At 56.9% G+C, this 22,299-nt stretch carries 12 protein-coding genes and 1 tRNA gene; 6 read left to right on the top strand and 7 right to left on the bottom strand.

Annotated elements, in window-relative coordinates:
- The first annotated feature begins 86 nt into the window (after positions 1 to 86).
- From B9Z41_RS14345 to B9Z41_RS14320, 6 genes are read left to right on the top strand one after another with little or no spacing between them, the layout of a single operon-like run.
- On the top strand, positions 87 to 1,712 hold the full coding sequence (locus tag B9Z41_RS14345) for an efflux transporter outer membrane subunit (RefSeq protein ID WP_100147753.1): 1,626 nt from the start codon (positions 87 to 89) through the stop codon (positions 1,710 to 1,712).
- The gene (locus B9Z41_RS14340; protein ID WP_100147752.1) at positions 1,709 to 6,163 is read left to right on the top strand and encodes a peptidase domain-containing ABC transporter; all 4,455 of its coding nucleotides are present in this window, start codon (positions 1,709 to 1,711) and stop codon (positions 6,161 to 6,163) included. The genes B9Z41_RS14345 and B9Z41_RS14340 overlap by 4 nt, the downstream gene beginning before the upstream one ends.
- 36 nt (positions 6,164 to 6,199) lie before the next feature.
- A complete protein-coding gene (locus B9Z41_RS14335) occupies positions 6,200 to 7,396 on the top strand; it encodes an HlyD family efflux transporter periplasmic adaptor subunit (protein WP_100147751.1) in 1,197 nt (398 codons plus the stop codon).
- Positions 7,396 to 9,081: a LuxR C-terminal-related transcriptional regulator gene (locus tag B9Z41_RS14330; RefSeq protein WP_100147750.1), complete on the top strand. Its 1,686-nt coding sequence runs from the start codon at positions 7,396 to 7,398 to the stop codon at positions 9,079 to 9,081. The genes B9Z41_RS14335 and B9Z41_RS14330 overlap by 1 nt, the downstream gene beginning before the upstream one ends.
- Before the next feature lie 10 nt (positions 9,082 to 9,091).
- Positions 9,092 to 10,279, top strand: coding sequence for an ABC transporter substrate-binding protein (locus B9Z41_RS14325; protein WP_199173003.1), 1,188 nt, complete (start codon positions 9,092 to 9,094; stop codon positions 10,277 to 10,279).
- A gap of 1 nt (position 10,280) precedes the next feature.
- Positions 10,281 to 12,914 carry a bifunctional diguanylate cyclase/phosphodiesterase gene (locus B9Z41_RS14320; protein ID WP_100147748.1) on the top strand — a complete coding sequence of 878 codons (2,634 nt, stop codon included), beginning with the start codon at positions 10,281 to 10,283 and terminating at the stop codon, positions 12,912 to 12,914.
- A gap of 11 nt (positions 12,915 to 12,925) precedes the next feature.
- On the opposite strand, the gene B9Z41_RS14315 is transcribed toward B9Z41_RS14320, so the two are convergent.
- The 7 genes from B9Z41_RS14315 to pepN all read right to left on the bottom strand — a co-directional run bounded on the left by B9Z41_RS14315 (position 12,926) and on the right by pepN (position 22,285).
- Positions 12,926 to 14,002: an HD domain-containing phosphohydrolase gene (locus B9Z41_RS14315; RefSeq protein ID WP_100147747.1), complete on the bottom strand. Its 1,077-nt coding sequence runs from the start codon at positions 14,000 to 14,002 to the stop codon at positions 12,926 to 12,928.
- A gap of 9 nt (positions 14,003 to 14,011) precedes the next feature.
- The gene (locus B9Z41_RS14310; protein WP_100147746.1) at positions 14,012 to 14,392 is read right to left on the bottom strand and encodes a response regulator; all 381 of its coding nucleotides are present in this window, start codon (positions 14,390 to 14,392) and stop codon (positions 14,012 to 14,014) included.
- Positions 14,393 to 14,401: 9 nt separating this feature from the next.
- Positions 14,402 to 17,155, bottom strand: coding sequence for a PAS domain S-box protein (locus B9Z41_RS14305; protein ID WP_100147745.1), 2,754 nt, complete (start codon positions 17,153 to 17,155; stop codon positions 14,402 to 14,404).
- Between the two features lie 82 nt (positions 17,156 to 17,237).
- A complete protein-coding gene (locus B9Z41_RS14300; protein WP_100147744.1) occupies positions 17,238 to 18,326 on the bottom strand; it encodes a Stealth CR1 domain-containing protein in 1,089 nt (362 codons plus the stop codon).
- A 79-nt stretch (positions 18,327 to 18,405) separates the two neighbouring features.
- A tRNA-Thr gene (locus tag B9Z41_RS14295) sits at positions 18,406 to 18,481 on the bottom strand.
- Between the two features lie 37 nt (positions 18,482 to 18,518).
- Positions 18,519 to 19,520: a class 1 fructose-bisphosphatase gene (locus tag B9Z41_RS14290; RefSeq protein ID WP_100147743.1), complete on the bottom strand. Its 1,002-nt coding sequence runs from the start codon at positions 19,518 to 19,520 to the stop codon at positions 18,519 to 18,521.
- Between the two features lie 26 nt (positions 19,521 to 19,546).
- On the bottom strand, positions 19,547 to 22,285 hold the full coding sequence (gene pepN, locus B9Z41_RS14285) for an aminopeptidase N (protein WP_100147742.1): 2,739 nt from the start codon (positions 22,283 to 22,285) through the stop codon (positions 19,547 to 19,549).
- Positions 22,286 to 22,299 lie beyond the last annotated feature (14 nt).

Here is a 22,299-nt window from a genome sequence, read left to right as displayed (position 1 = left end):
AAAGTTATATAACTTGGCATAAAAGACCAAGTCCAGTATCATTCTGAGAATGAAAAAAGCATGTTTCATGCCCCTTAATCGCTGATATGAAGGCACCGGGCGAATCACTCCTTCCAAGTGTTTTTAATAATAAGGTTCGCTGCAAACTAGTAATTAAACCTTTAATACTCACATTGTTGTTTTCATTAATACAAGGTTGTTCTTCTTCTAAAATTGCTGACAATGCACCGCCTACAGGGCCCGAGTATGTTGGCTGGTTGCCAAAGACATTCAGCAGCCCACCTACCGAGGCTGTCTTGCCTGCCCCGAAAGAATTGTGGTGGCAAGACTTTCATAGCCAAGAACTCAACCAGCTGGTGGCGTTGGCGCTGACCAACAACTACGACTTGCGCATTGCCGTGGCGCGCGTGGCGCAAAGCAGGGCGCAGATTGATTCGGTCAAAGCGGCTCAGTCACCCACGGTGGATGTAACAGGGGGCTACCAGCGACAAGCACCTTTTCCGGCGGTGGGTTCGGCGGCCAGCAAAGCCGATTGGTACAGCCAAGGGACTTGGCAAATTGGTGCGATGGTGAATTACGAGGTTGACTTGTGGGGCCGCAAAGGTTTCAACACCGACGCGGCCTACGCGCAAGCCGTGGCCAGCGAGTTTTACAAAGAAGCCGTGGCGCTGACGTTGGTGGGCGATGTGACAGCCACCTACTTTCAGGTGGTGTCTACCGATGAGCGCATCGAGGTGGGCGAACGTAACCTCGAAACCATTTATGGCATCTCACGTGGCTTGCAGCAACGCGTGAGCAAGGGGGACGCCACCTTGATCGAGTTGTCGCAGCAATTGATTTTGCAAAGCAACACCGAGGCCTTGGTCACCAGCCTCAAGCTGCAACGCGAGCGGGCCTTCAACCGCTTGGCTGCTTTGTTGGGAACCACCGCATCGAGTTTAAAGATTCAAGCCAAATCGATTCAGAACTTGTCCATTCCCATCGCTTCGGCGGGCTTGCCTTCGGACTTGCTGTGTCGTCGCCCAGACATCAAGCGTGCTGAGGCCACTTTGCTGGCGGCGCAAGCTGACTTGTACGCTGCGCGGGCTAATTTATTTCCGTCCTTTGTGTTGTCGGGGCAGGGAGGCTATGGCAGCTACATGTTGTCAACGCTGACCAGCCCACAAAGTCTGTTCTACAACGTGTCATCCAATTTGGTGGCCCATGTGTTTGACGGTGGCAAACGCAAAGCAGATATTGAAATTGCCCAAGCTAAAAATATTGAACTGCTTGAGGCTTATGCCGGCACTGTGATCGCGTCGATGCGCGATGTTGAGGAAGCTTTGTCCAGCGTGGTGATGACCGACAAGAGCTACCAAACACTCAGCCAATCGCGCGCGCGGGGCAAGCAACTGGCGGCGATGACTTCCAAGGTGGTTGAGTTGGGTGGCATGGACTACATGCAGCTGTTCGAAATTCAACGCTCTGTGCTCGCTGCAGAGGATGCAGCCATCAGCGCGCGCCTGGACCAGTTGCGGGCTTCGGTCGATTTGTTCAAGTCCATTGGTGGGGGGCTCAAGCTGGGACAAAGCCCATGCTATGGCGGTGGCAAGCTACCCAAGCCAGATGCCAGCTGGATCGAGGCTGCACGCAAGCTAGATGCCTCCAACGGTTCAATGGCGGCTGTCAATGCACTGCAAGGTGTCGGTTCTGAGGCGACGGTCAAGCCATGAAATTCGTACAAATGCTCATGAAATTTGTGTTCCGAGTTCTCTTGCGAATTCTGGAAGTGGCTTTGTTTTTGGCCATCTTGCCTTTGCGTTTGTTGTTTGCCTTGTGTGCTTTGCTGAGCCAGGGCGTGAGCGCCTTGTGTCGCGGGATGGCACACAACCCAGTCACTCGAACCTTGATGTTTGTATTGCGTCGTGTGAGCGCTGCCTGCGCCAACGGTGGGCAACGCCTGTGGGCTGTGCTGCCAACAGGCTTGCGCCAGGTCCTGCGTCCTCTGGTGTGGGTGGTGGGCTTTGTCTTTGTTGCCGTTTGGCGGATCTACCGTCTGACCGTCCATCTCTTTGCCGTCATGCTCAACGACATGGCGCAAGCGTTTCACGTGCGTGAGACCACGCCCACACAGGCGCCAGACCTTGGTTTTGTGGAGCACTTTCTGCTGGGCAAGCAGTGGCGCAAGTTCAAGCAGGAGATGGCTGATTTGATGGCCCGCTGGGACAAGATCCAACAATCGGGGCCTGCGCTGCAAGCCATTGAAACCTTGTCACCGTTTGGGCAAGAGCGCACGATCATCGTCATCTCCAGTATCTTGATCAACGTGTTGGCGTTGGCTTTGCCCTTGTTGATGTTGCAGTTGTACGACCGCATCTTGCCGCACCAGTCATTGGAGACATTGACGATCTTCTCGATTGCCGTTGCCGTGGCGATTGCTCTGGAGTCTTTGATCCGCATCATCCGCTCCTACATCACGGCTTGGATTTCTGCCCGCTTTGAACACCGCGCCATCATGGCCGTGGTGGATCGCATCATGGTGCAGCCTTTGCATGAGTTTGAACTCAAAGGCACAGGTGCCGTGATGGAAGACTTCAAATCGGTCTCGACACTCAAATACCACTACTCCGGTCAAACCTTTCAGCAATGGATGGATTTGCCATTTGTCTTTTTGTATGTGCTGATCTTGACCCTCATCAACGTGTGGGTCGGCCTGTTGTTGGTCTGCGGGTACAGCGTGTTCGTGTTTGTCACGTGGCGCAACGGCCGGCATGACCCGGAGCTGATCAAGCAACAAAAAGAAAGTGATTTGCGGCGTGGCAACTTCTTGAATGAAATTTTCAAGAACATCCACACTTTGAAGGCGATGACCATGGAGTCGCTCATGCTGCGCCGTTACGAGCGCTTGCAAGAGAGTTGCGCCAAGGTGATGCTGCGCATGACCTATGCCTTGGACATGTCGTCGGGCATTGGGCAAGTGTTCTCGTCCTTGATGACCGTGTTGATTGTGGCGCTCGGGGCTTTCTTGGTCACGCAGGGACGGCTCACCAACGGCGAGTTGGCGGCTTGTGTGTTGTTGGGCATGCGGTCTTTAGCCCCCTTGCAACGTTTGAGTGGTATGTGGAGCAAGTACCAACAAGACGAGGTGCTGCGCGACCGCTTGGTGGCACTGTTGCAGCAGTCGGGTTTGAAACAGCCCCAGCAAGGGGGCGATCAAGCCTTAGAGGCCTTTCGTGGCAAGCCCATTGCGTTGGACATGCAGTCGGTGCGCTACAGCTTTCCCAAATCTGAAAACGCCTTGATTGCTGACTGCACCCTCGCCATTGCGGCGGGTGAATGCGTGATGGTGGAGGGCGATAGCGGTGCAGGGCGCAGCATTTTGTTGCAACTGCTTGCTGGTGTGTTGACCCCAGACGCTGGCCAGGTCTTGCTGGACCAACACGACTTGCGGGCTTTGGGCGTTGACGGTGCGTCCAGCTACATCGCCTATTTGCCGCAAAAGGCGGTGATGTTGGAGGGCTCAATCCTGGACAACATCACCTTGTTCGATCCATCGCGTACCGAGCTGGCTTTGCAGATTGCCACCGAACTCGGGCTGGACCGCTTTGTGGCCAAAATGCCGCGCGGCTGGGACTCGCCCATTGGCGACATGGCGACCGACTCGTTGCCTCCGGGCTACCAGCAACGCATTGCCATCGTGCGTGCGTTGTCGTCTAACCCCAGCATCATCTTGTTTGACGACGCCACCTCTGCCATGGACTCAGAGGGCGATGCGAACTTGCTCAGATACCTGGAGAAGGCGCGTAAAAACTTCACCATGGTGTTGGTCACGCAACGCCCGTCCTTTCGCAAACTGGCAGATCGCCGCGTGCGTTTGAGCAACGGCCACATTCAGGAGGTTGCGTTGACGGCCATGCCCGAAGGTGTGAGCGAGCGCTGGGGCGCCGAGCTTGAACCCGCCGCACCAGGGACTCTGCCTGTGGTGCAAAGCGCGGTTTTGCCTGCCCAGAGCATGCGGGCGGCGAGCGCCAACTTCTTTGAATCGCACACCCAAAAAATGTTCTTGGATGCGCAGAAATGGGAAGACATCCATGACACCATCCAGTCGAACTTCAAAGAAGTCGATGACTTGTCCGACTGCTTGGCGCTGTTGCTCAAGCTGTTGAACGCACGAGACTCCGCACGTGAGGTGTCTGAGGCCTTGCCTTACTTCATGCAAAACCTGGACCTCACGGGTTTTCAAAATGCCATGGCGCAGTTGAGCTACAAGGTGTCGGAGTTGAACTGCCACCTGTCTGACATCGATCCACGGTCGGTGCCCTGCCTGTTCATTCCCGATCACGCACCTGCGTTTGTGGTGACAGGTTGTGTCGATGGTCAGATCCGGGTGGCGCGTAACCTGGAGACGTCGTCTGAACTGCTGCAAGACACGCATGTGCGCGGTCGTGCTTTGTTCTACGAATACGTCGAACGCAAACCCTCTGAGATTCGCTCGTGGGTGGCCCATGTGATGTTGCGCTTTACACCCATGATGGTCATGGCCACAGTGACTGCGTTGCTGTCGGGCCTGGTGATGATGACCAGCTCGCTGTTCCTGACCGTGGTCTACAGCACCGTCATTCCAACCGGGGCGCAAGACACCTTGGCCTATCTGACCGTTGGCGCTGTGCTGGCGATTGCGGTGTCTTATTTCTTCATGCGCCATCGCGCCAAAATATTGGCCTTTGTGGCCGGGCGCATTGAATACATCTTCGGCACGGAAATTTTGAAACGTGTGCTGCAGATGGCGCCCAGCTACACCGAGCGTGCGTCAGTGAGTTCGCAGGTCACGCGCTTGCAGTCGTTCGATGCGATTCGCGATGTGTTCACCGGCCCCCTGGCATCGACGATTTTTGAGTCGCCCGCCACGTTGGTCATTTTGGTGGGGCTGTCCATCATCAACCCGGTGGCGCTGTTGATCTTTGTGGCCATGGCAGCCATCTATGCCTTGCTCTACCGCTTGTTCTTGCACAAGACGCAAGACTTCGTGCTGGCCAGCAGCAAAGCCTCGTCACGGCGCAACGCGTTTTTGATTGAGATGGTGTCCAAGATGCGCATCATCCATGAGTGCGGTGGCAGCTTGGTGTGGCGTGCGCGGTTACGTGACATTTCGGCCAACGCCACCATGGCTTCGTTCCATGCCGAGCAGCTCGCATCAATGCTGGTGGGCATTTCGTATTTCTTCATGATGCTTTCTGCCTTGCTGATCGTGGCCTTCACCACGCCGTTGGTGCTGTCGCAAACCTTGTCCTCAGGTGCGTTGATTGCTTCGATGATCTTGATGTGGCGCGTGCTCAGCCCCTTGCAAACCATTTTTGTCAACATGACGCGGGTCGAACGTGTGCGTGGTGCCGGAGAGCAAATCAATGCGTTGATGAAAATTGCGGGCGAGCGTCAAGACTATGCCGCGTCGCCCATTTCACGTGGTCTGCAAGGGCGTGTCGAGTTTTCACGGGTGTCATTTCGTTACTCCTTGAACCTGGACCCTGCTTTGGTGGGGGTTGATTTCCGAATTGAGCCCGGTGAGATGGTGGCCATTTCGGGCCCCAACGGCGGGGGCAAGTCCACCTTGTTCAAGTTGATGATGGCCATGTACCAGGCCCAGTCGGGTGGGGTGCTGGTCGATGGCGTGGACATTCGACAACTCGACCCCCTGGAGCTGCGCCGCCTGATTGGTTACGCACCCCAAGAGGCGCAGTTGTTTCGGGCCACGATTGCACAAAACTTGCGCCTGGCCCGCCCCGATGCCACCGACCAACAAATTCTCCAAGCGCTGGAAATGGCCGGTGCGCTGGACCAGGTGTTGGCCTTGCCCAGAGGGGTGGAGTACCGCGTCGGTGACAACACCAACTCCTTGCCGTCAAGCCTGAAGCAAAAAATATCGCTGGCCCGGGCCTACATCACGCGCGCGCCCATCATGCTGTTTGACGAACCTGGCAATGCGTTGGACGCTGCGGGGGACCGCTGCTTCACCGATGTGATGACGTCGCTCAAAGGCAAGTCCACCGTTCTCTTCATCAGCCACCGCCCCAGCCAAATTTTGCTGGCCGACACCTTGCTGGTGTTTGATAAAGGCTATTTGCGTGCAGCGGCGCCACCCGCAGAAATTTTGAAGCAGACCACCGTCACGGCGATCAAACCATGAATGCGATGGACATGACACGAAGAACAAGGAGTCGCAATGCGTGATGCAAACCCCGAACGTCCCAAGCTGGCGTTGGGCAATCGCTCGGACAACTACTTGGCCAAAGCCATTTTGTTGGAAGAAGCTGCCCCGCCGCGTTACATGGAAACCACGGTCAAACTGGTCTTGTACGCCATCTTGGCGTTTGTGGTGTGGGCTTTGTTTGCCAGTCTCGATACGGTGACCACAGCCAGCGGGCAAATCATGCCCATTCAGTCGGTGCAAGTGGTGCAACACATCGATGGTGGGCGCATCAAGTCCATCGAAGTGATCGATGGCCAAACCGTGACCAAAGGGCAGTTGCTGATCAGCTTCAACGAGGCTGAACCGAATGCGGAATACGAAACCGTGGCCGCCAAATATTGGGCACTCCATGCGCGGGTTGAGCGTTTGCGGGCGTTATTGGCCAACCGTCCTGCCAATTTCAACGAGATTCCTGCACAGTACAAAACCTTGGTGGAAGAGCAAAAGCACACGCTCAAAACCTCGCTCGATCAAATTGCCCAGTTAGAGAAAGAAATCACCATCCTCACCGAGATCAGCAAAATTCGAGGTGACTTGGCCAAAGACAAGCTGGCCACACGCGTGCAAGCCCTGGACGCGCAGCGCAACGTGAACCAGGTTCAGGCCGAGTTGTTGCGCTTTCGGCGTACCAATCTGGATGACTTGAACACCTCAGCCAGTGAACTGGCACAGACCGAGGAGCAGCTTGGCAAATTGCGTGACCGTCTGGAGCGCTTGCAGATAGTGGCGCCCTCTGATGGCGTGGTGCAGGACCTGCGCTACCGCACCGTGGGCGGGGTGGTGACACCCGGGGCTGTGCTCATGAACGTGGTGCCCGCCGATCGCAAATTACAAGCCGAAGTGCGCGTCTCGCCCAGCGAGATTGGGTTTGTGCATGTGGGCCAAACCGCACGCGTAAAAATTGGCGCCTACGACTACATGCGCTACGGCACCTTGGATGGTTCGGTGTCGATGGTGTCGGCATTTAGCACCTTGGATGAACGTCAACAGCCTTACTTCAAAGTGATCGTGACCTTGCCCGCCACACACTTGGCCACCGCTCACCAGGTGCTCAGCATCGAGCCCGGCATGACGGTTCAAGCCGATGTGGTGACCGATCACCAGTCGGTGCTGCGCTATTTGTTACGTCCGATTTATGTGGCCTTCCAGCAGGGCATGCGTGAGCGCTGATGAGTGACAACGACGCATCCCTCAAGCCTGCATTGAGCCATCGGCAAATGCAGGTCTTGATGCTGCTGTCGCAAGGCAAGTCAAACAAGGAAATTGCGGCTGAACTGAGTATCAGCTATGGCACGGTGAAGCAGCATTTGTTCACCATTTTCAAAATCATCGGGGTGAGCAATCGCGCCAAGGCGACCATCATTGCCCGGCGCATGATTCAAAGTGAAGAAGGGCAGTCGGTGGCCCCGACAAGCCGATCACGTCACTTTGGTTATGTGGTGCGCACGGTCACGTCGGTGGCGGTGGTGGCCCCTGGCAGCTTGCCCACCCCTGTTGAAACGCTGGCCTTGCGGCATGTGTTTTTCAATGCCTTGCAAGAGCTGGCCACCCGTTTGAGCGATGCCTTTGATGGCCAGCTCATGCAGTTGCCCGATGGGGGGGTGTTGCTTTGGTTTGGTCATCCGGTGGCGCATGTGGATGACGCCGATCGCGCTGTTTATGTGGCTCAGTACCTGCAAGCGTGGATCAATCAGCAGCCCTATGTGCACGAACTCCGAGCGCATGCCAGCAACCAGGCAGGCAAACCCCTGGAGCGAGCTATTGGCGTTGGCATTGCCTCACACATCGAGTTTGTGGCCAACGGGTCGGAGCAATTGCGCGCTGCGGCGTGCTTTGCCATTGCCATTCAGCTGGCCCAGCATGCGGCGTTGGGCATGCATCCTTTGAGTGACCAGTTGACGCGCAAACTGGCGGCGTTGAGTGTGCCTTGGTTGGCGGTGAAGGCCGTGAGCCCGAACGCAGACAGCGCACCCAAAGCCTCAGAACATGTGTTTGCCCTGGGCACAGCGGCCATGCCGTTGCCCGATGTCAAAGACCGCTGGGGCGGTTTGCCCTTCCTGCATGACATTTGCCGTCTCGTGGAGTCGGGCTTGGCGCAGTGGGCATCGGTTGAGTCTTGGCCACCTGCTGTGGCTGCGTCGTTGATGGATGCCATGGGCAACACATGCCTGCTACAGGGCTTTACCTTGATTCGGTTACGACTGCCGCACTCCAGGCAGCGCGACCGCTTGCTGGAGTGTTTGTTTCAGCAAATTTCTTTTTCTCAACTCAAGCTGGATTTCGAGGACATACGTGCTTCTATGACGGCGGGAGAGCGCTTGGCCACGATGCTGATCAAGGCCGCCAACGCTGGGCCATTGATGCTGCAGGTGTATGGGTTGCAGTCTTTGGACATCATGCGCACTGTGTTGGGTGACAAGGGCATTGCGCGGTTGGTAGGGCACCGCATCTTCCTGGTCGTCACCAATTTGCAAGCCTTGGCCGATCAACAAGTTTCTGTGCGGGTGCTGGGGCCTCGTCCTGCCGAGGCGCCTTTGACGCGTGTTCACCACATGCACGCGCCCAGCGTGGATGATGTGTCGCTGACCACGCGCAACAACTTGTTGGCGGTGTTGGACAATTTGTCGCCGGGTGCCTATGCCCTGATCACGCAAGCGGCACGGCAATCTAAGCAAGTGAGTTTTGACTTTTTACAAGAGAACCACATTCCTCGCCCGGTGCTGCAAGCGTCCATTCAAGAACTGTTGGCCATGGGCCTGATTGCGCCCAGTGTGAATGGTGGCTTTGAGTTTCGTGACCTGACAACCGTCAGCGCCATTCGAAGTTTGTCGGTGGACCTCACTGAGGATGCATGAGATGAAGAAGATGGTTCAAAAATCAATCGGTCTTGGCTTGCTGAGCTGCCTGCTCAGCGTGTGCTGGGCGGCGCCATCGGGTGGGGCGGCAGGCGCTCCAGTGCTGATTGGATTTGACGGTGCCTATGGTCAAAAGACCAATACAGCGCCGCAGTCGATCGAGTGGGGCATCCGTGCGGCGATGGCTGAAATCAATGCTGCGGGTGGCGTGCTCAATGGCCGTCCTTTGAGCTTGGTGACCACCGACAACAAAGGCGTGTCGGTACGTGGCAAAGACAACTTTGTGGAGTTGGCGGGGCGCCAGGATTTGGTGGCTGTTTTAGAGGGCAAGTACAGCCCGGTCAGTGTGGAAGTTTTGCCCGACGCACACCGGCTCAAAGTGCCGCTGATCAGCGTGTGGGGGTCGGCCGACCAAATCACCGACCACAGCTACAAGCCTTCCTACAGCTTTCGGGTGTCTTTGAAAGACTCGTGGGGTGTGGAGACCATGATCAAGCGTCTGGCCGTCAAGTACAAGGCCGACAAGGCATGTGTCTTTTTGCCCAACACGTCGTGGGGGCGGTCTTCGGAAGCAGTGATCAGGGCCAAGGCGGGGCAGTACAAAGTCGACTTCAACGTGGTGCGCTGGTACAACTGGGGCGATGTGAGTTTTGTCGAGCCCTACCGTGCGTGTTTGAGTGCTGGCAGCAAAGCCTTGATGTTTGTCGGCAATGAGAAAGAAGCGGCGCTGTTGCTGCGAGACGTGGCGTCACAACCCCCGCAGCTACGCTTGCCCATGGTCTCGCACTGGGGGGTGTCGGGCGGGGTGTTGCACGAGCTGGCGGGCGAGTACTTGGGGGACGTCACGTTCGACGTGATTCAAACCTTCACGTTTGTCAAAAACAACCGGCCCCGGGCCAAGTACCTGGGCGAATGGATTCGCAAGAACGGTGGCTTTCAGTCATTCACCGACATTCCCAGCCCGGTCGGTGCTGCACAAGCCTATGACACCGTGCATTTGCTGGCCATGGCGGTGAACAAGGCGCAATCGACGCAAGCTGTCAAAGTTCGCGATGCGCTGGAGAAACTACCAGCCTTTGAGGGGGCGGTGAGACACTACACGCAGGCGTTCACGTCTGCTCGGCATGACGCGTTGGATGCGTCACAAGTCTTGTTTGTGAAGATGGACCGTTTGGGTCGCTTGATACCGATTGAATGACATGAAGTCCGTGACCCTGCGCGAGCAAATTGGCCGAAAACTGTTCAAGATTTTTGGTCTCTATTTGTCAGTGCTGACCGCGCTGATTGTGCTGTTGGCCGTCAGTGGCTCGCTGTTTTACAAGTACAGCCAGTTGCAGCAACACCAGTCGTTGGTCACGTCTACCTTCTCGGCTGAAGTCAGTGCCATGCTGCGTGAGGCGGATTCGCTGGGCAACTCTTCCTTGATCTGGACTGGCTTGACCGATTCAGTGGGACGTGACGTGTACTTGGTTCCCTTGTTGAATCGACTCAACAACAACACCATCCGTCGCATCGACTTGCTCGATTACAAAGGGCGTGACTACATCTTGAGCACCCAACCGGGGAGGGCCTTGCGCCCTTCGAATCAAATGATTCAAAAAACCATCGATGAGGTTCGGCCATTCCATGAGCTGTTGACCCAAGACGATGGCCAGCACTTGGTGTTCACCTTGCCGGTGGTGGCGCCATTTTCAGATGGCGTGCTGGGCATTTTGTTGATTTCATTCAACGTGACCCATCTGACCGATGAGTTGCATTTACCCAAGGATTTGGCGCTGATGTACTCATTGACCGATGGGCACGAGACGAGCACCTTGGGGGCTGTGACCCATGCGTTTGTGAAGGTGCCTATTGCACTGGGCAAATACGAATTCCCGGTGTACCTGCACCTTTCTCAAATGATTTGGGACAGTCTGTTGGTGGTGGCCGCCGCGTTTGCTTTTTCGTTGATCAGTGGCGTATGGTTGTTTCTTGGCTTGTATCGGTGGACCAAAACTTTTTCACAGGAAACCACACGCAGACTCAATGCCCTGGTGGATTTGGCTTCGCGCATGATCAATGGCCAAGAGGTGGAGATGGAGACCGGCCCTATGGGCGATGAAATTTCTTCGGTGCATGACGCGTTGCTGCAACTGCTGTTGCGACAACGTGCGGCCAACCAGCAGTTGTTGATTTCAGCGCGTGTGTTTGAAACCGCGGCCGAAGCAATTTTGATCACCGATGTACATGGGCGAATTGTCGATGTCAACACCGCCTTGATCCGCATGACCGGGTATGAGAAAGCACGTTTGCTGGGCAAGCCAGCAGGCATTTTGTACCGCAACGAAGACTTGGGAGGCTCGGGGCTGTCGATCGTGGAGTCGATCAAGCATCATGGTGAGTGGCGGGGTGAAACTTTCTTCACCACAGCCGACAAGCAGTCGATACCCACGATTCTGTCCGTGTCCACCCTGCTCAATGACAAAGGCGTGAGTCAGGGCAATGTGGCCATCTTTTCCGATGTGCGTCCTCTGAAAGCCGCCGAGTCGCGGTTGAAGGATTTGATTTACCTTGACCAGTTGACGGGCTTGCCCAATTACCGTGCCTTTTTTGAATACATCACCGAGCGCTTGAATAAAAAATCGGGCAGTCCTCAGTTTGCGGTGTTGTTCATCGACTTGGACCACCTCAAGAGCATCAACGACAGCTACGGCCATGAGCAGGGCGACGTGGTAATCAAGCAGGTGGCGCAGCACCTGAGCGAGAAATTGCCTGGCCCCAAATACATCTGTCGCCGCTCAGGCGATGAGTTCATCGCAGTGATCGACATGAACGAAGACGTGGCGTCTTTTCAGCAGCGCCTCAAGGACTCGATCCAGGCGGTGGCCCTGAACATCCAGTTCTCAGGCGGCATTCACCTCACGGCCGGGTTCAGTGCCGGCGCTGCCATGTACCCGAGTGATGCGGACAACATCAACGACTTGTTGATCTATGCCGACACCGCATTGCTGCATGCCAAAGAGTCTGGGCGATCGCGGATTGAGTGGTTGGACGCCAAGCTGATCAAAATCATTTCACGCCGCAACAAAGTGGAAGCCAAGATGGCCGTGGCCCTGATGAACCAAAGTTTGTCTGTGAATTACCAGCCTGAGGTCGATTTGAGGACCGGAAAGATTTTGGGTTTTGAAGCGTTGGCGCGTTGGCATGACGATGAATTGGGCATGGTGTCGCCTGCCGAGTTCATTCCGATTGCGGAAAAGATCGGTGTGATCGACCAGGTCACAGAGCTGGTGTTGATTCGCATCACAGAAGATATCAAGCACATCCAGCAGCGGTTTCCGGGTTGCAAAATTGCATTCAACTCGTCGCCACAGCTGTTTGCCAAGAAGAAAATTTTTAAATTGCTGGCCAAATACCTTGGGTCGTACAACGACGATTACGCAGGCTTGGTGCTTGAGTTCACAGAGTCCGAGTTGTCTCAGAGTGAGCACGAAGTGAACAGCCAGTTGGAATCCATGATTGGCATGGGCATTCAAATCGCGATCGATGACTTTGGCAAAGGCTACTCGTCGATGTCGCGCTTGGCCAATATGCCGGTACACAAGCTCAAGATTGACAGCTCATTCATTTCCGCTTTGCGCCACACGGGCGACTCTCGTGTGGTGGCCAGCATCATGGCCTTGTCCAAAGCACTCAAGCTGGATGTGACCGCCGAAGGGGTGGAGTCAAACTTCCAACGCGAAATCTTGATTGAGACAGGCTGCTTCAAGGCCCAAGGTTTTTACTTTTCCAAACCGTTGCCACTGCAGGAGGTGCTGCAATTGCCCAGTGCGCTTCGGCCATTTGACGACTGATGCAGCCAGGTTTATGCGGTGTGTCGCACGTCAAGGTGCGCATCAAAAATATCTTGGAATTGCGTCGCGCATTGTTTGAAGGCTTGCAACACGTCTGGGGCAAAGTGTGAGGGCGCTGTTCTGCCGTCGCCGGTTGTGATGATCTCCAAGGTGCGCTGATGCGACAGCGCCTCCTTGTAGGGTCGCACCGAGCGCAGGGCATCGTATTGGTCGCAGATGTTCATGATCAGCGCCGACATCGGGATGGCTGTGCCCACCAATCCCAAGGGGTAGCCGCCACCATCCCAACGTTCATGGTGGTGGGCGGCGATTTCTGCACCCATGAGCAGGTAGGGGGAGTCGGAGCCGCTGAGCAGTTTGGCGCCGAGCTGTGAGTGGGTTTTCATGATGGCCCATTCCTCAGGGGTGAAGGCCCCGGGCTTGCTCAGGATGGCGTCGGGGATGGCAATTTTTCCGACGTCATGCATGGGGCTGGCGTAACGAATGAGATCGGAGAAAGTGGCATCCATGCCCAGCGACTGCGCCAAAACTTCGGTGTAGAGCCCAATGCGGGTCACGTGGGCACCCGTTTCCTCGTCTTTGTAGGAGGCAGCGCGGGTCAGCACTTCGATGGTCTGGTGGTAGCTTTTGACCAACTGCTGGGTGCGTTGCATCACCAAGGCGTCGAGCAGGTGGTTGTTTTCTGCCAGGAAGTCGTTGAAGGTTTTGAGGCGCAGCAGGTTCTTCACGCGGGCGAGCAGTTCGATGCGGTCAACCGGCTTGGTTAAAAAGTCTTCTGCCCCTGCTTCTAGGCCACGCAAGCGAGAGTCGCGGTCATCCAGCGAGGTGAGCATCACGATCGGAATGGCACGCGTGTTGTCTTGTGCCTTGAGGGCGCGTGCCACCTGGTAGCCGTCCATGCCAGGCATCATGACGTCAAGCAAGATGATGTCGGCGCGCTGCGTGGCCATGGTTTGCAATGCGGCTTGCCCGCTGCCCACGGCGTTGACCAGGTAGCCTTCGACTTCCAGCATGGAGGTGAGGAGGCGGCGATTCCGCTCTTCATCGTCAACGACCAAGATGAGGGCATGTTTGGGTGTGTGTGTCATAGCAACTCCTCAATCGTGCAAGCCTTTCACGTCGAGCAGGCATTCAATTTCTGTGAGAAATTTTTTGTATTGAATGGGTTTTTCAAAGTAACCATCAAAACCAGCCGCCAGCAGCCGCTCGGCATCGCCCTTCATGGCCAGCGCGGTCAGGGCCACCACGGTCAACCCATGGGTCTGTGGATTGGCGCGCAATTCACGCAGCGCGGTGAGTCCGTCCATGCCTGGCATTTGGACATCCATGAACACCAAGTCCGGGCTTTGCGCGGTGGCCAAGGCAATGCCATCGGGGCCGTTGTCGGCACTCAACACTGCGTACTCGGCTTGTTCAAGCACGGCCACTGCGAGTCGTAAGTTGCGTGCATCGTCGTCGATCACCAGGATCTTTTTCATGCGGCCCCCTCATCTATCGTTGCGTTTGGGCAAGGCCCGGCGTACTTCGGCCAACAGTTCAGCGTTGTTGAAGTGGGTTTTTTCCATGATGCTGTCCACGCTGAGTTTGAGGCGTGCCCGGTCCTCTTCGCTGAGCTCCATGGCGGTCAACACCAGAATTGGCATGTGGACGCTGTTGGGTTTTTGTCGCATGGCCAATGCCACCTCGAAGCCATTGACCTCGGGCATCATCAAATCCAAGATCATGAGGTCAGGCACTTCCACACTCACGGCATGGATGGCTTCTGCCCCACCATAGGTGCGTGTGACGCCATAGCCTTCGGCCTCCAAGAGTGTGGCCAAGAACTCCACCAGTTTGGGGTTGTCATCCACAATCAAAATTCTGACCTTCGGCGTTCCCGGTTGTGGCGACACCACAAGCCCGCTCAAGGCCGATCTCAGTTGGGCGCGTGAGAACGGCTTGTGCAACACCCGTCGTGCACCCAGAGCCAAGCCGTGGTCCATTTCTTTGGAGGCCGTGATCAGCACCACAGGGGTGTTTTTCAATTTGGGTGAGGCTTTGAGTTTGCGCATGAAATCAAAGCCGTTCATCAAAGGCAAGAAGATGTCTAAGGTGATCAAGTCGGGTGGTCGCCTTTCTGCCCGCACCAAGCCTTCTTCAGCGGTGACCGCGCAGATCACTTCAAAGCCATCCATCTGGAGTTGCCCCGCGATGAGGCGGGCGGCATCTTCATCGTCTTCGATCACCAAGGCCAAGGGGGGCTGCAAGCTCGTGTTGGAGGTCACAGTCAAGGCCGGGCTATCGAGCAGATGCTCGGTGTCTTCTTCTTGCGCCTCGGTATGGGCCACTTCGCAATACGGCAGCCAGACCTGAAAGCAACTGCCCATCCCCAGACGGCTGCTGACCCCAACCGTGCCGCCGTGCAGTTCTGCCAGGCGGCGGACCAGCGACAGTCCCAAGCCCGTGCCCGATTGCAGGCGTGCGGCAGAGCTGTCGACTTGCACAAAGGGTTCAAACAGTTTGGGCAGGTCTTCTGGCGCAATGCCAATGCCGTTGTCTTCAATCGCGATGTGCAAGAACGCTTGGTTGTCGCTGGTTGGCAGCTCCAGCAGCCGTCCCGGCAGGGCGGGGTTCAGTGTGATGTCTGCGCGCGTGCAGCGTTCAATGCGCAAAGACACGGTGCCACCGTGTTCGGTGAATTTGATGGCATTGGCCAACAGGTTGTAGATGATTTGTTTGACCTTGCGCTCATCGCACAAGGCGGTGCCAATGCTCTGGTCGATGTGGGTGCTGAGTTCAATCGCATGATTGAGCGCTTTCTCGCGCACCATCAAGGTACTGGACTGAAACAGTTGCAGCAAGTTCACGGCACTGAGTTGCAGCTGCAACATGCCAGCTTCAACTTTGGACAAGTCCAAGATGTCGTTGATCAAGGACAGCAAGTGTTTGCCTGCTTCGTAAATGTCGGCGCTGAAGCCGCGTTGCCGCTCGTCCAGTGGTCCCAGTGCGCCGTCTTTGAACATTTCTGAAAACCCGATGATCGCGTTCAAGGGGGTGCGCAACTCATGCGACATATTGGCCAGAAAGTCGGACTTGGCGCGGTTGGCCGCCTCCAATTGCATGGTGCGTTCAGCGATGCGTTTTTCCAGCAGGTTGTTGGCTTCATTGAGCATCGCCTCGGCTTGTTTGCGCTCGGTGATGTCCACCACGGAGGCCACCACCTGCATGTCGATGTTGCTGTCTGGGCCGGTGGGGTTGAGGCCAATTTCGACGGGGAACTCATGCCCGTCTTTGCGCAGACCAAACAGATCACGGCCTACGCCCATGGCACGGGGTTGTGGTGTTTGCAGATAGTTGTTGCGCAGCATGATGTGTTTGCCGCGGTAGCGTTCGGGCAACAACATTTCAATGGACTTGCCCAGCATTTCTTCTTGTGCCCATCCAAACAAGCGCTCCATTTGGGTATTGACCATGACGATGGCGCCGTTTTTGTCGATGGCCAACATGCCGTTGGGTGCGGCGTTGAAAATGTTTTTGATGCGATCACGCCCGGCACGCAGTTCCGCTTCGGCTTGTTTGCGCTCGGTGATGTCGACCACTGAGGCGACGATTTGCAGGCCAATCACGCTGTCGGGGTCGGTCGGGTTGAGGCCAATTTCAACCGGGAATTCCTGCCCGTCTTTGCGCAAACCAAACAAGTCCCGCCCAGCCCCCATGGCGCGCGGTGTCGGGGCCTGCAAAAAGGTGTGGCGCAGCATCAAGTGTTTGCCGCGGTAACGTTCAGGCAACAACATTTCAATGGGTTGCCCCAGCATTTCTTGCCGAGACCAGCCAAAGAGGCGTTGCATTTGGTTGTTGACCATCACGATGATGCCGTTGGTATCGATGGCCAGCATGCCGTTGGGTGCCGCATCTAGCATGGCACGTAAGTGGCGGTCGCGTTGCACGCCTTCGAGAACCCACTGCTTGCGTTCTTGCGCCCGCAGATAGCCGATGCACAGGGCTAAAACCGCCAACCCCAGAAGCATGCCCATCAGACCAGCCCACAAGGGCATGTTCCCGGTGATCAGCCAGACCGTCCAATGGGTGGGGTCGTCATCTTGGTAAGACCACCAAGCCAAACCGACGAGGATCAGAACCAGGGCCGTCAGCCCGCTGCCGATCCAAAACGAGTGCCAAAGAGTGCCGGGGTATTTCAGCCGATCAGGCCATCCCTGCCCGTGCGGGCCATTTGTCTGCGTGGGCGATGGTTGCTTGGACATGGCCAGCTTTCAATGAAAAGTTCAATTGAACAAAGTCTTCATTTCGGTGGCAATACTACTCCTAGGGAATTAATTTGTGAATCTAAATTAAAAAATATGTAAGTAAATTTGACTGTCGTTGCGGCTTGCCCGATAAGCCCCGATGTGACGTGGCGTGGCGCATCTTTTCAAAGGAAGAGGGCGCTTGGAGCAGGGTTTGCAAGGTGTCGCGTACCTGGGTCAGGCGCGGATCGTCAGGGTGAGCGTCGTCGGTGGTGTCGTTGATGCAAAAGAAGTCCAGTGAACCCCAGGCATGGCGCAGTTGTTTGAGTTGAGTGTGCGTGTCCGAGGCACCCGTGGAAACATAGCTGTGGCTGTAGTCTTTGAGTTGGGCCACACCATGTGCCAGTGCCCAGCGCAAGACAAAGTCAGACACCAGAGTGGGTTTGTCCCAGGCGCGAAAGACGGTGGAGCGTACCTGTGCAAACAAGTCGGGTGCTTCATGTTCCAGGGCATACAGCAAGGACTTCAACATGGGCCGTGGCGAGTGCGCAAAGGTGCGTGGGGTGTGCGCGTAATGGGGGTCTAAGCGGTGTGCGCCGATGGTTGTGTGTGGTGTCTGTTGGGTGGCTTTGGTTTGCAGCCATTGGCGCGACAAACGGCTGGCGTTTTCTAACGAGGTGTCGTGGCTTTGCATGGCCAAGCCTGGCACACACGGGTCGTCCGACCAGGTGACGTAAAAGCCACCCGGGTAGAACCAGTCGCTGGCGTGCACAGGGGCGCCAAAAAATACGTCGTCGTTGAAATAAAAGTAACGCTCGGACAAGCCCGGGATGCGGTGGATGTACGACTCGATGTGACCGGAGTCAAAGGTGGGCAGCGCGTCGTGTGGAATCAGCGCCCGGTGATCGACGATGGTCAGTCGGTTTGAGTCTTGCAGCCACGCCGGCACTTGTGCGTCGGTGACGAGGTAGACGTGCCCATGGGTTGGAAAAAATTGATCCAACGCCCGCAGGCTGTAGCGCAGCTCTTGGTTGTCACGAAAGCGCCCCTCTACATTGCCAAAGCGGGCCATCGCGTTGTGACCGTCAGCGCAGAGTTTGCTGGCTGCCTGCTGGCGTTTGAGACGCCATTGGCTGTCGTTGCCATCGACCCAGAGGTACACGATGTCGATGGGAAAAGTGTCTTGCATGCCGTGATGTTTCAAGTGGGAGGGGTGTTGCAGACAAGAAAAAGCCCCGTCTTGTGAACGGGGCTTCTTGTGTGATGTGTGGTGCCGGAGAGATGAATCGAACACCCGACCTTCTCATTACGAATGAGCTGCTCTACCGACTGAGCTACACCGGCAACCGAGCCAAGATTATAGCCAGGCTGTGTGTGTGGCTCAGCCTTTGAGGTGGTAGCTGGTGATGCGGTCGACCTCATGTTTAGAGCCCAGCACCACGCTGACACGTTCGTGCAGTTGCGTGGGCTGAATCTCCAAAATGCGTTGACGCCCATTGGTGGCCGCACCTCCGGCTTGTTCGATCAACCAGCTCATGGGGTTGGCCTCGTACATCAGACGCAACTTGCCGGGTTTGTTGGGTTCGCGCTTGTCCCAGGGGTACATGAAGACACCGCCACGCGTCATGATGCGGTGCACATCGGCCACCATGGAGGCGATCCAGCGCATGTTGAAGTTCTTGCCACGTGGGCCTTCTTCGCCTTGCAAGCACTCGTCGATATAGCGCTTCACGGGCTCGTCCCAGTGACGCATATTGCTCATGTTGATGGCGAACTCTTTGGTGTCGGCCGGAATGCGCACATCTTCTTGGGTCAACACAAACGAGCCTTGCTCGCGGTCGAGGGTGAACATGGCCACGCCATCGCCCACGGTGAGCACCAGGGTGGTTTGCGGGCCATACACGCAATAACCTGCTGCCACTTGGGCTGTGCCGGGTTGCAGGAAGTCGTCTTCGCTCACGCCTTTGCTGGTATCGGTTTTTTTCAGCACGCTGAAGATGGTGCCAATGCTCACGTTGACGTCGATGTTGCTGGAGCCGTCGAGCGGGTCAAACATCAGCAGGTATTCACCCTGGGGGTAGCGGTTGGGCACCACGTGGATGGTGTCCATTTCTTCTGAAGCCATTGCTGCCAGGTGGCCGCCCCATTCGTTGGCTTCAATCAGCACATCGTTGGCGATGATGTCGAGTTTTTTCTGCACCTCGCCTTGCACGTTCTCGCTGCCAGCGGTACCCAGCACATCGCCCAGTGCGCCTTTGTTGACGGCTTGGCTGATGCCTTTGCAGGCGCGAGCCACCACTTCGAGCAGCAAACGCAACTCAGAAGGAATATGGCCTTTGGCACGTTGCTGTTCGACCAGATAGCGGGTGAGTGAAATGCTCATGGTGTTTCTCTGTGATGAGGGTTGAATTAACTGAGGGCACGCGAGATGACTTCGCGCACGTCGTTGCTCAAGTCAGACTTGGCGGCAATGCGGGTGAGGGCCACATGGGCGGCGCTGCGGTAGGGCTCGGCCAATTTGCTCCAACGGTCCAAGGCGCGGGCCAGGCGGGCAGCGACTTGGGGGTTGATGGCGTCGAGTTCGAGCACGCGCTCGCTCCAGAACACATAACCCGCTGCATCGCTGCGGTGGAAAGCCCCTGGGTTGGCGCTGCAGTAGCTGAAGATCAGGCTGCGTGCGCGGTTGGGGTTTTTGAGTGTGAAGTCGGGGTGCTGCATGAGTTGACGCACCACGGGCAGCACATTGCCGCCACGGTCAGGTGCACCGGCTTGCAAGGCAAACCATTTGTCCATCACCAATGCTTCGCGCGAGAACAGGCTGTAGAAGCGTTGCAACGCAGGCGTGGCCAAAGCGTGTCCGGATGCCACCAGAGCGCTCAAGGCGTTGAAGCGGTCGGTCATGTTGTGCGCGTTGTCAAAGCACTGCAAGGTGCGCTCAGGCCACGTGATGTCGCCACTGCTGCGCGCATCCAGGCACAGCATGTGCAGCGCCAAGCCGCTCAGTGCACGACGTCCGCTGGAGACCGGGTCGGGTTGGTAGCTGCCGTTTTCGCGGTGTGACTCAAAGGCCCAGGCCCAGTCGTCATGCAGGGCTTGCGCGAGTTGTGCGCGCATGGCTTCGCGTACCGTGTGGATGCGCTGTGGGTCCACCACATCGAGCTGTTCGGCGATGTAGGTTTCGGCAGGCAGGGTGAGCACGAGTTCTTTGAACGCGGCATCCAAGTTGGGATGGCGCAAGACCGTGCGCAGGGCTTCGAGCAAAGCTGTGTCGAGCACCTGGGTGGGGTCGCCATCCGCTTGCACAGCCGCCAAAGCGGCTTGCAGGTAGAGGCGTTGTGCGGCTTCCCATTGGTTGAAGGGGTCGCTGTCGTGGGCCAGCAAGATCAGCAGTTGGTCGGCGCTGAAGTCCATCTCCAGCACCACCGGCGCACTGAATCCACGCAGCAGTGAGGGCACGGGCGCTTGGCCATCGGCGATCGGCAGGTCATGGAACTCAAAGCTTTGCGTGGCCTCGGTGAGCACCAGCAACTGGCTCGGGAGCACCTCGCGACCCGTGTGGTCGAGCAAGCCCATTTGCACGGGAATGACGAAGGGTTCTTTGTGGTCTTGGCCGGGGCTGGCCGCACAGCGTTGGCTCAGTGTGAGGGTGTAGCGGTGGGTGGCCGCGTCATACGTGCCTACCGCCTGCACGCGTGGTGTGCCAGCTTGGGCATACCAGCGCTTGAACTGTGGCAAATGCAGGGCCAAGGCGGTGCCGGGGTTAGCGTCGGCGATGGCTTGGGCAAAGTCGTCGCAGGTGACGGCTTGGCCATCGTGGCGCTCAAAGTACAAGGCCATGCCTTTGGCAAAGCCTTCGCGCCCGGTGTGTGTCAAGCCACCCACGGTGCCGCTGGCGGTGAGGGCGGGCGCCACCAAGGTTTGCATCATGCGCACCACCTCGGCGCCCTTTTCATAAATCGTGACCGTGTAGAAATTGTTGATCTCGACATAGCTGTCGGGACGCACCGGGTGGGCCATGGGGCCGGCGTCTTCGGCAAATTGCACGGTGCGCAGCAAACGCACGTCTTCGATGCGTTTGACGGCGCGCGCCGAGTTGGCGGCTGCCTCGTCGCCCGCCAGTGCATGACTGGCCAAGTCTTGGCTGAACTCTTGGTCGCGGAACACCGTGAGGCCTTCTTTGAGCGAGAGCTGAAACCAGTCGCGGCAGGTGATGCGGTTGCCAGTCCAGTTGTGGAAGTATTCGTGGCCCACCACGCTCTCGATGTTGGCGTAGTCGGTGTCGGTGGCGGTAGCCGAATTGGCCAACACGAACTTGGTGTTGAAGATGTTGAGGCCTTTGTTTTCCATGGCGCCCATGTTGAAGTCGCTGGTGGCAACGATCATGAAGCGCTCCAAGTCCAGGCTCAGTCCAAAGCGTGCTTCGTCCCACGCGATGCTGGCACGCAAGGAGTTCATGGCGTGTTCGGTTTTGTCCAAGTCGCCCGAGCGCACATACACCTGCAACAGGTGTTCTTTGCCCGAACGTGCCGTGACGCGTTGCTCGCGGCACACCAACTGACCGGCCACCAAGGCAAATAGGTAGCAGGGTTTTTTGTGCGGGTCGATCCACTGTGCAAAGTGACGGCCGTCTTCCAGGTCACCGTGTGCCACCAGGTTGCCGTTGCTGAGCAAGACGGGATAGGCCTTTTTGTCGGCGCGCAGGGTCACGCTGTAGCTCGACATCACATCGGGGCGGTCCAGAAAGTAGGTGATGCGACGAAAGCCCTCGGCCTCACACTGGGTGAAGAACGATTCGTTGCTGACGTACAAGCCCGACAACTGGGTGTTCTTGCTGGGATTGCAGGTGGTGAAGATTTCCAGCGCGAAAGCGTCGGTGCCTTCGGGCAGGTTTTCCAGCACCAATTGGTTGCCGTCCATCTTGAACGAGGTGCCTTGGCCGTTGACCAGCACGCGCGCGAGGTTGAGCTCTTGGCCGTCCAGGCGCAGGGGCTGGGCCGCTACGTCGGGGTTGCGACGCAAGGTCATTTTGTTGAGCACACGGGTTTTGACGGGGTCGAGGTCAAAGGTCAAGTCAACGGTGTCGATCCAAAACGCAGGCGCGCTGTAGTCGGCGCGTTGGGTCAAGGTGGCAGAGCCTTCACGAAGCATGGTGTTTTCCTAAG

The sequence above is a fragment of the Limnohabitans sp. JirII-31 genome (genome assembly GCF_002778315.1).
Lineage (GTDB): Bacteria > Pseudomonadota > Gammaproteobacteria > Burkholderiales > Burkholderiaceae_C > Limnohabitans.
The sequence above is the reverse complement of the archived record's forward strand: the minus strand, read 5'-3'. Positions and strand labels throughout refer to the sequence as shown.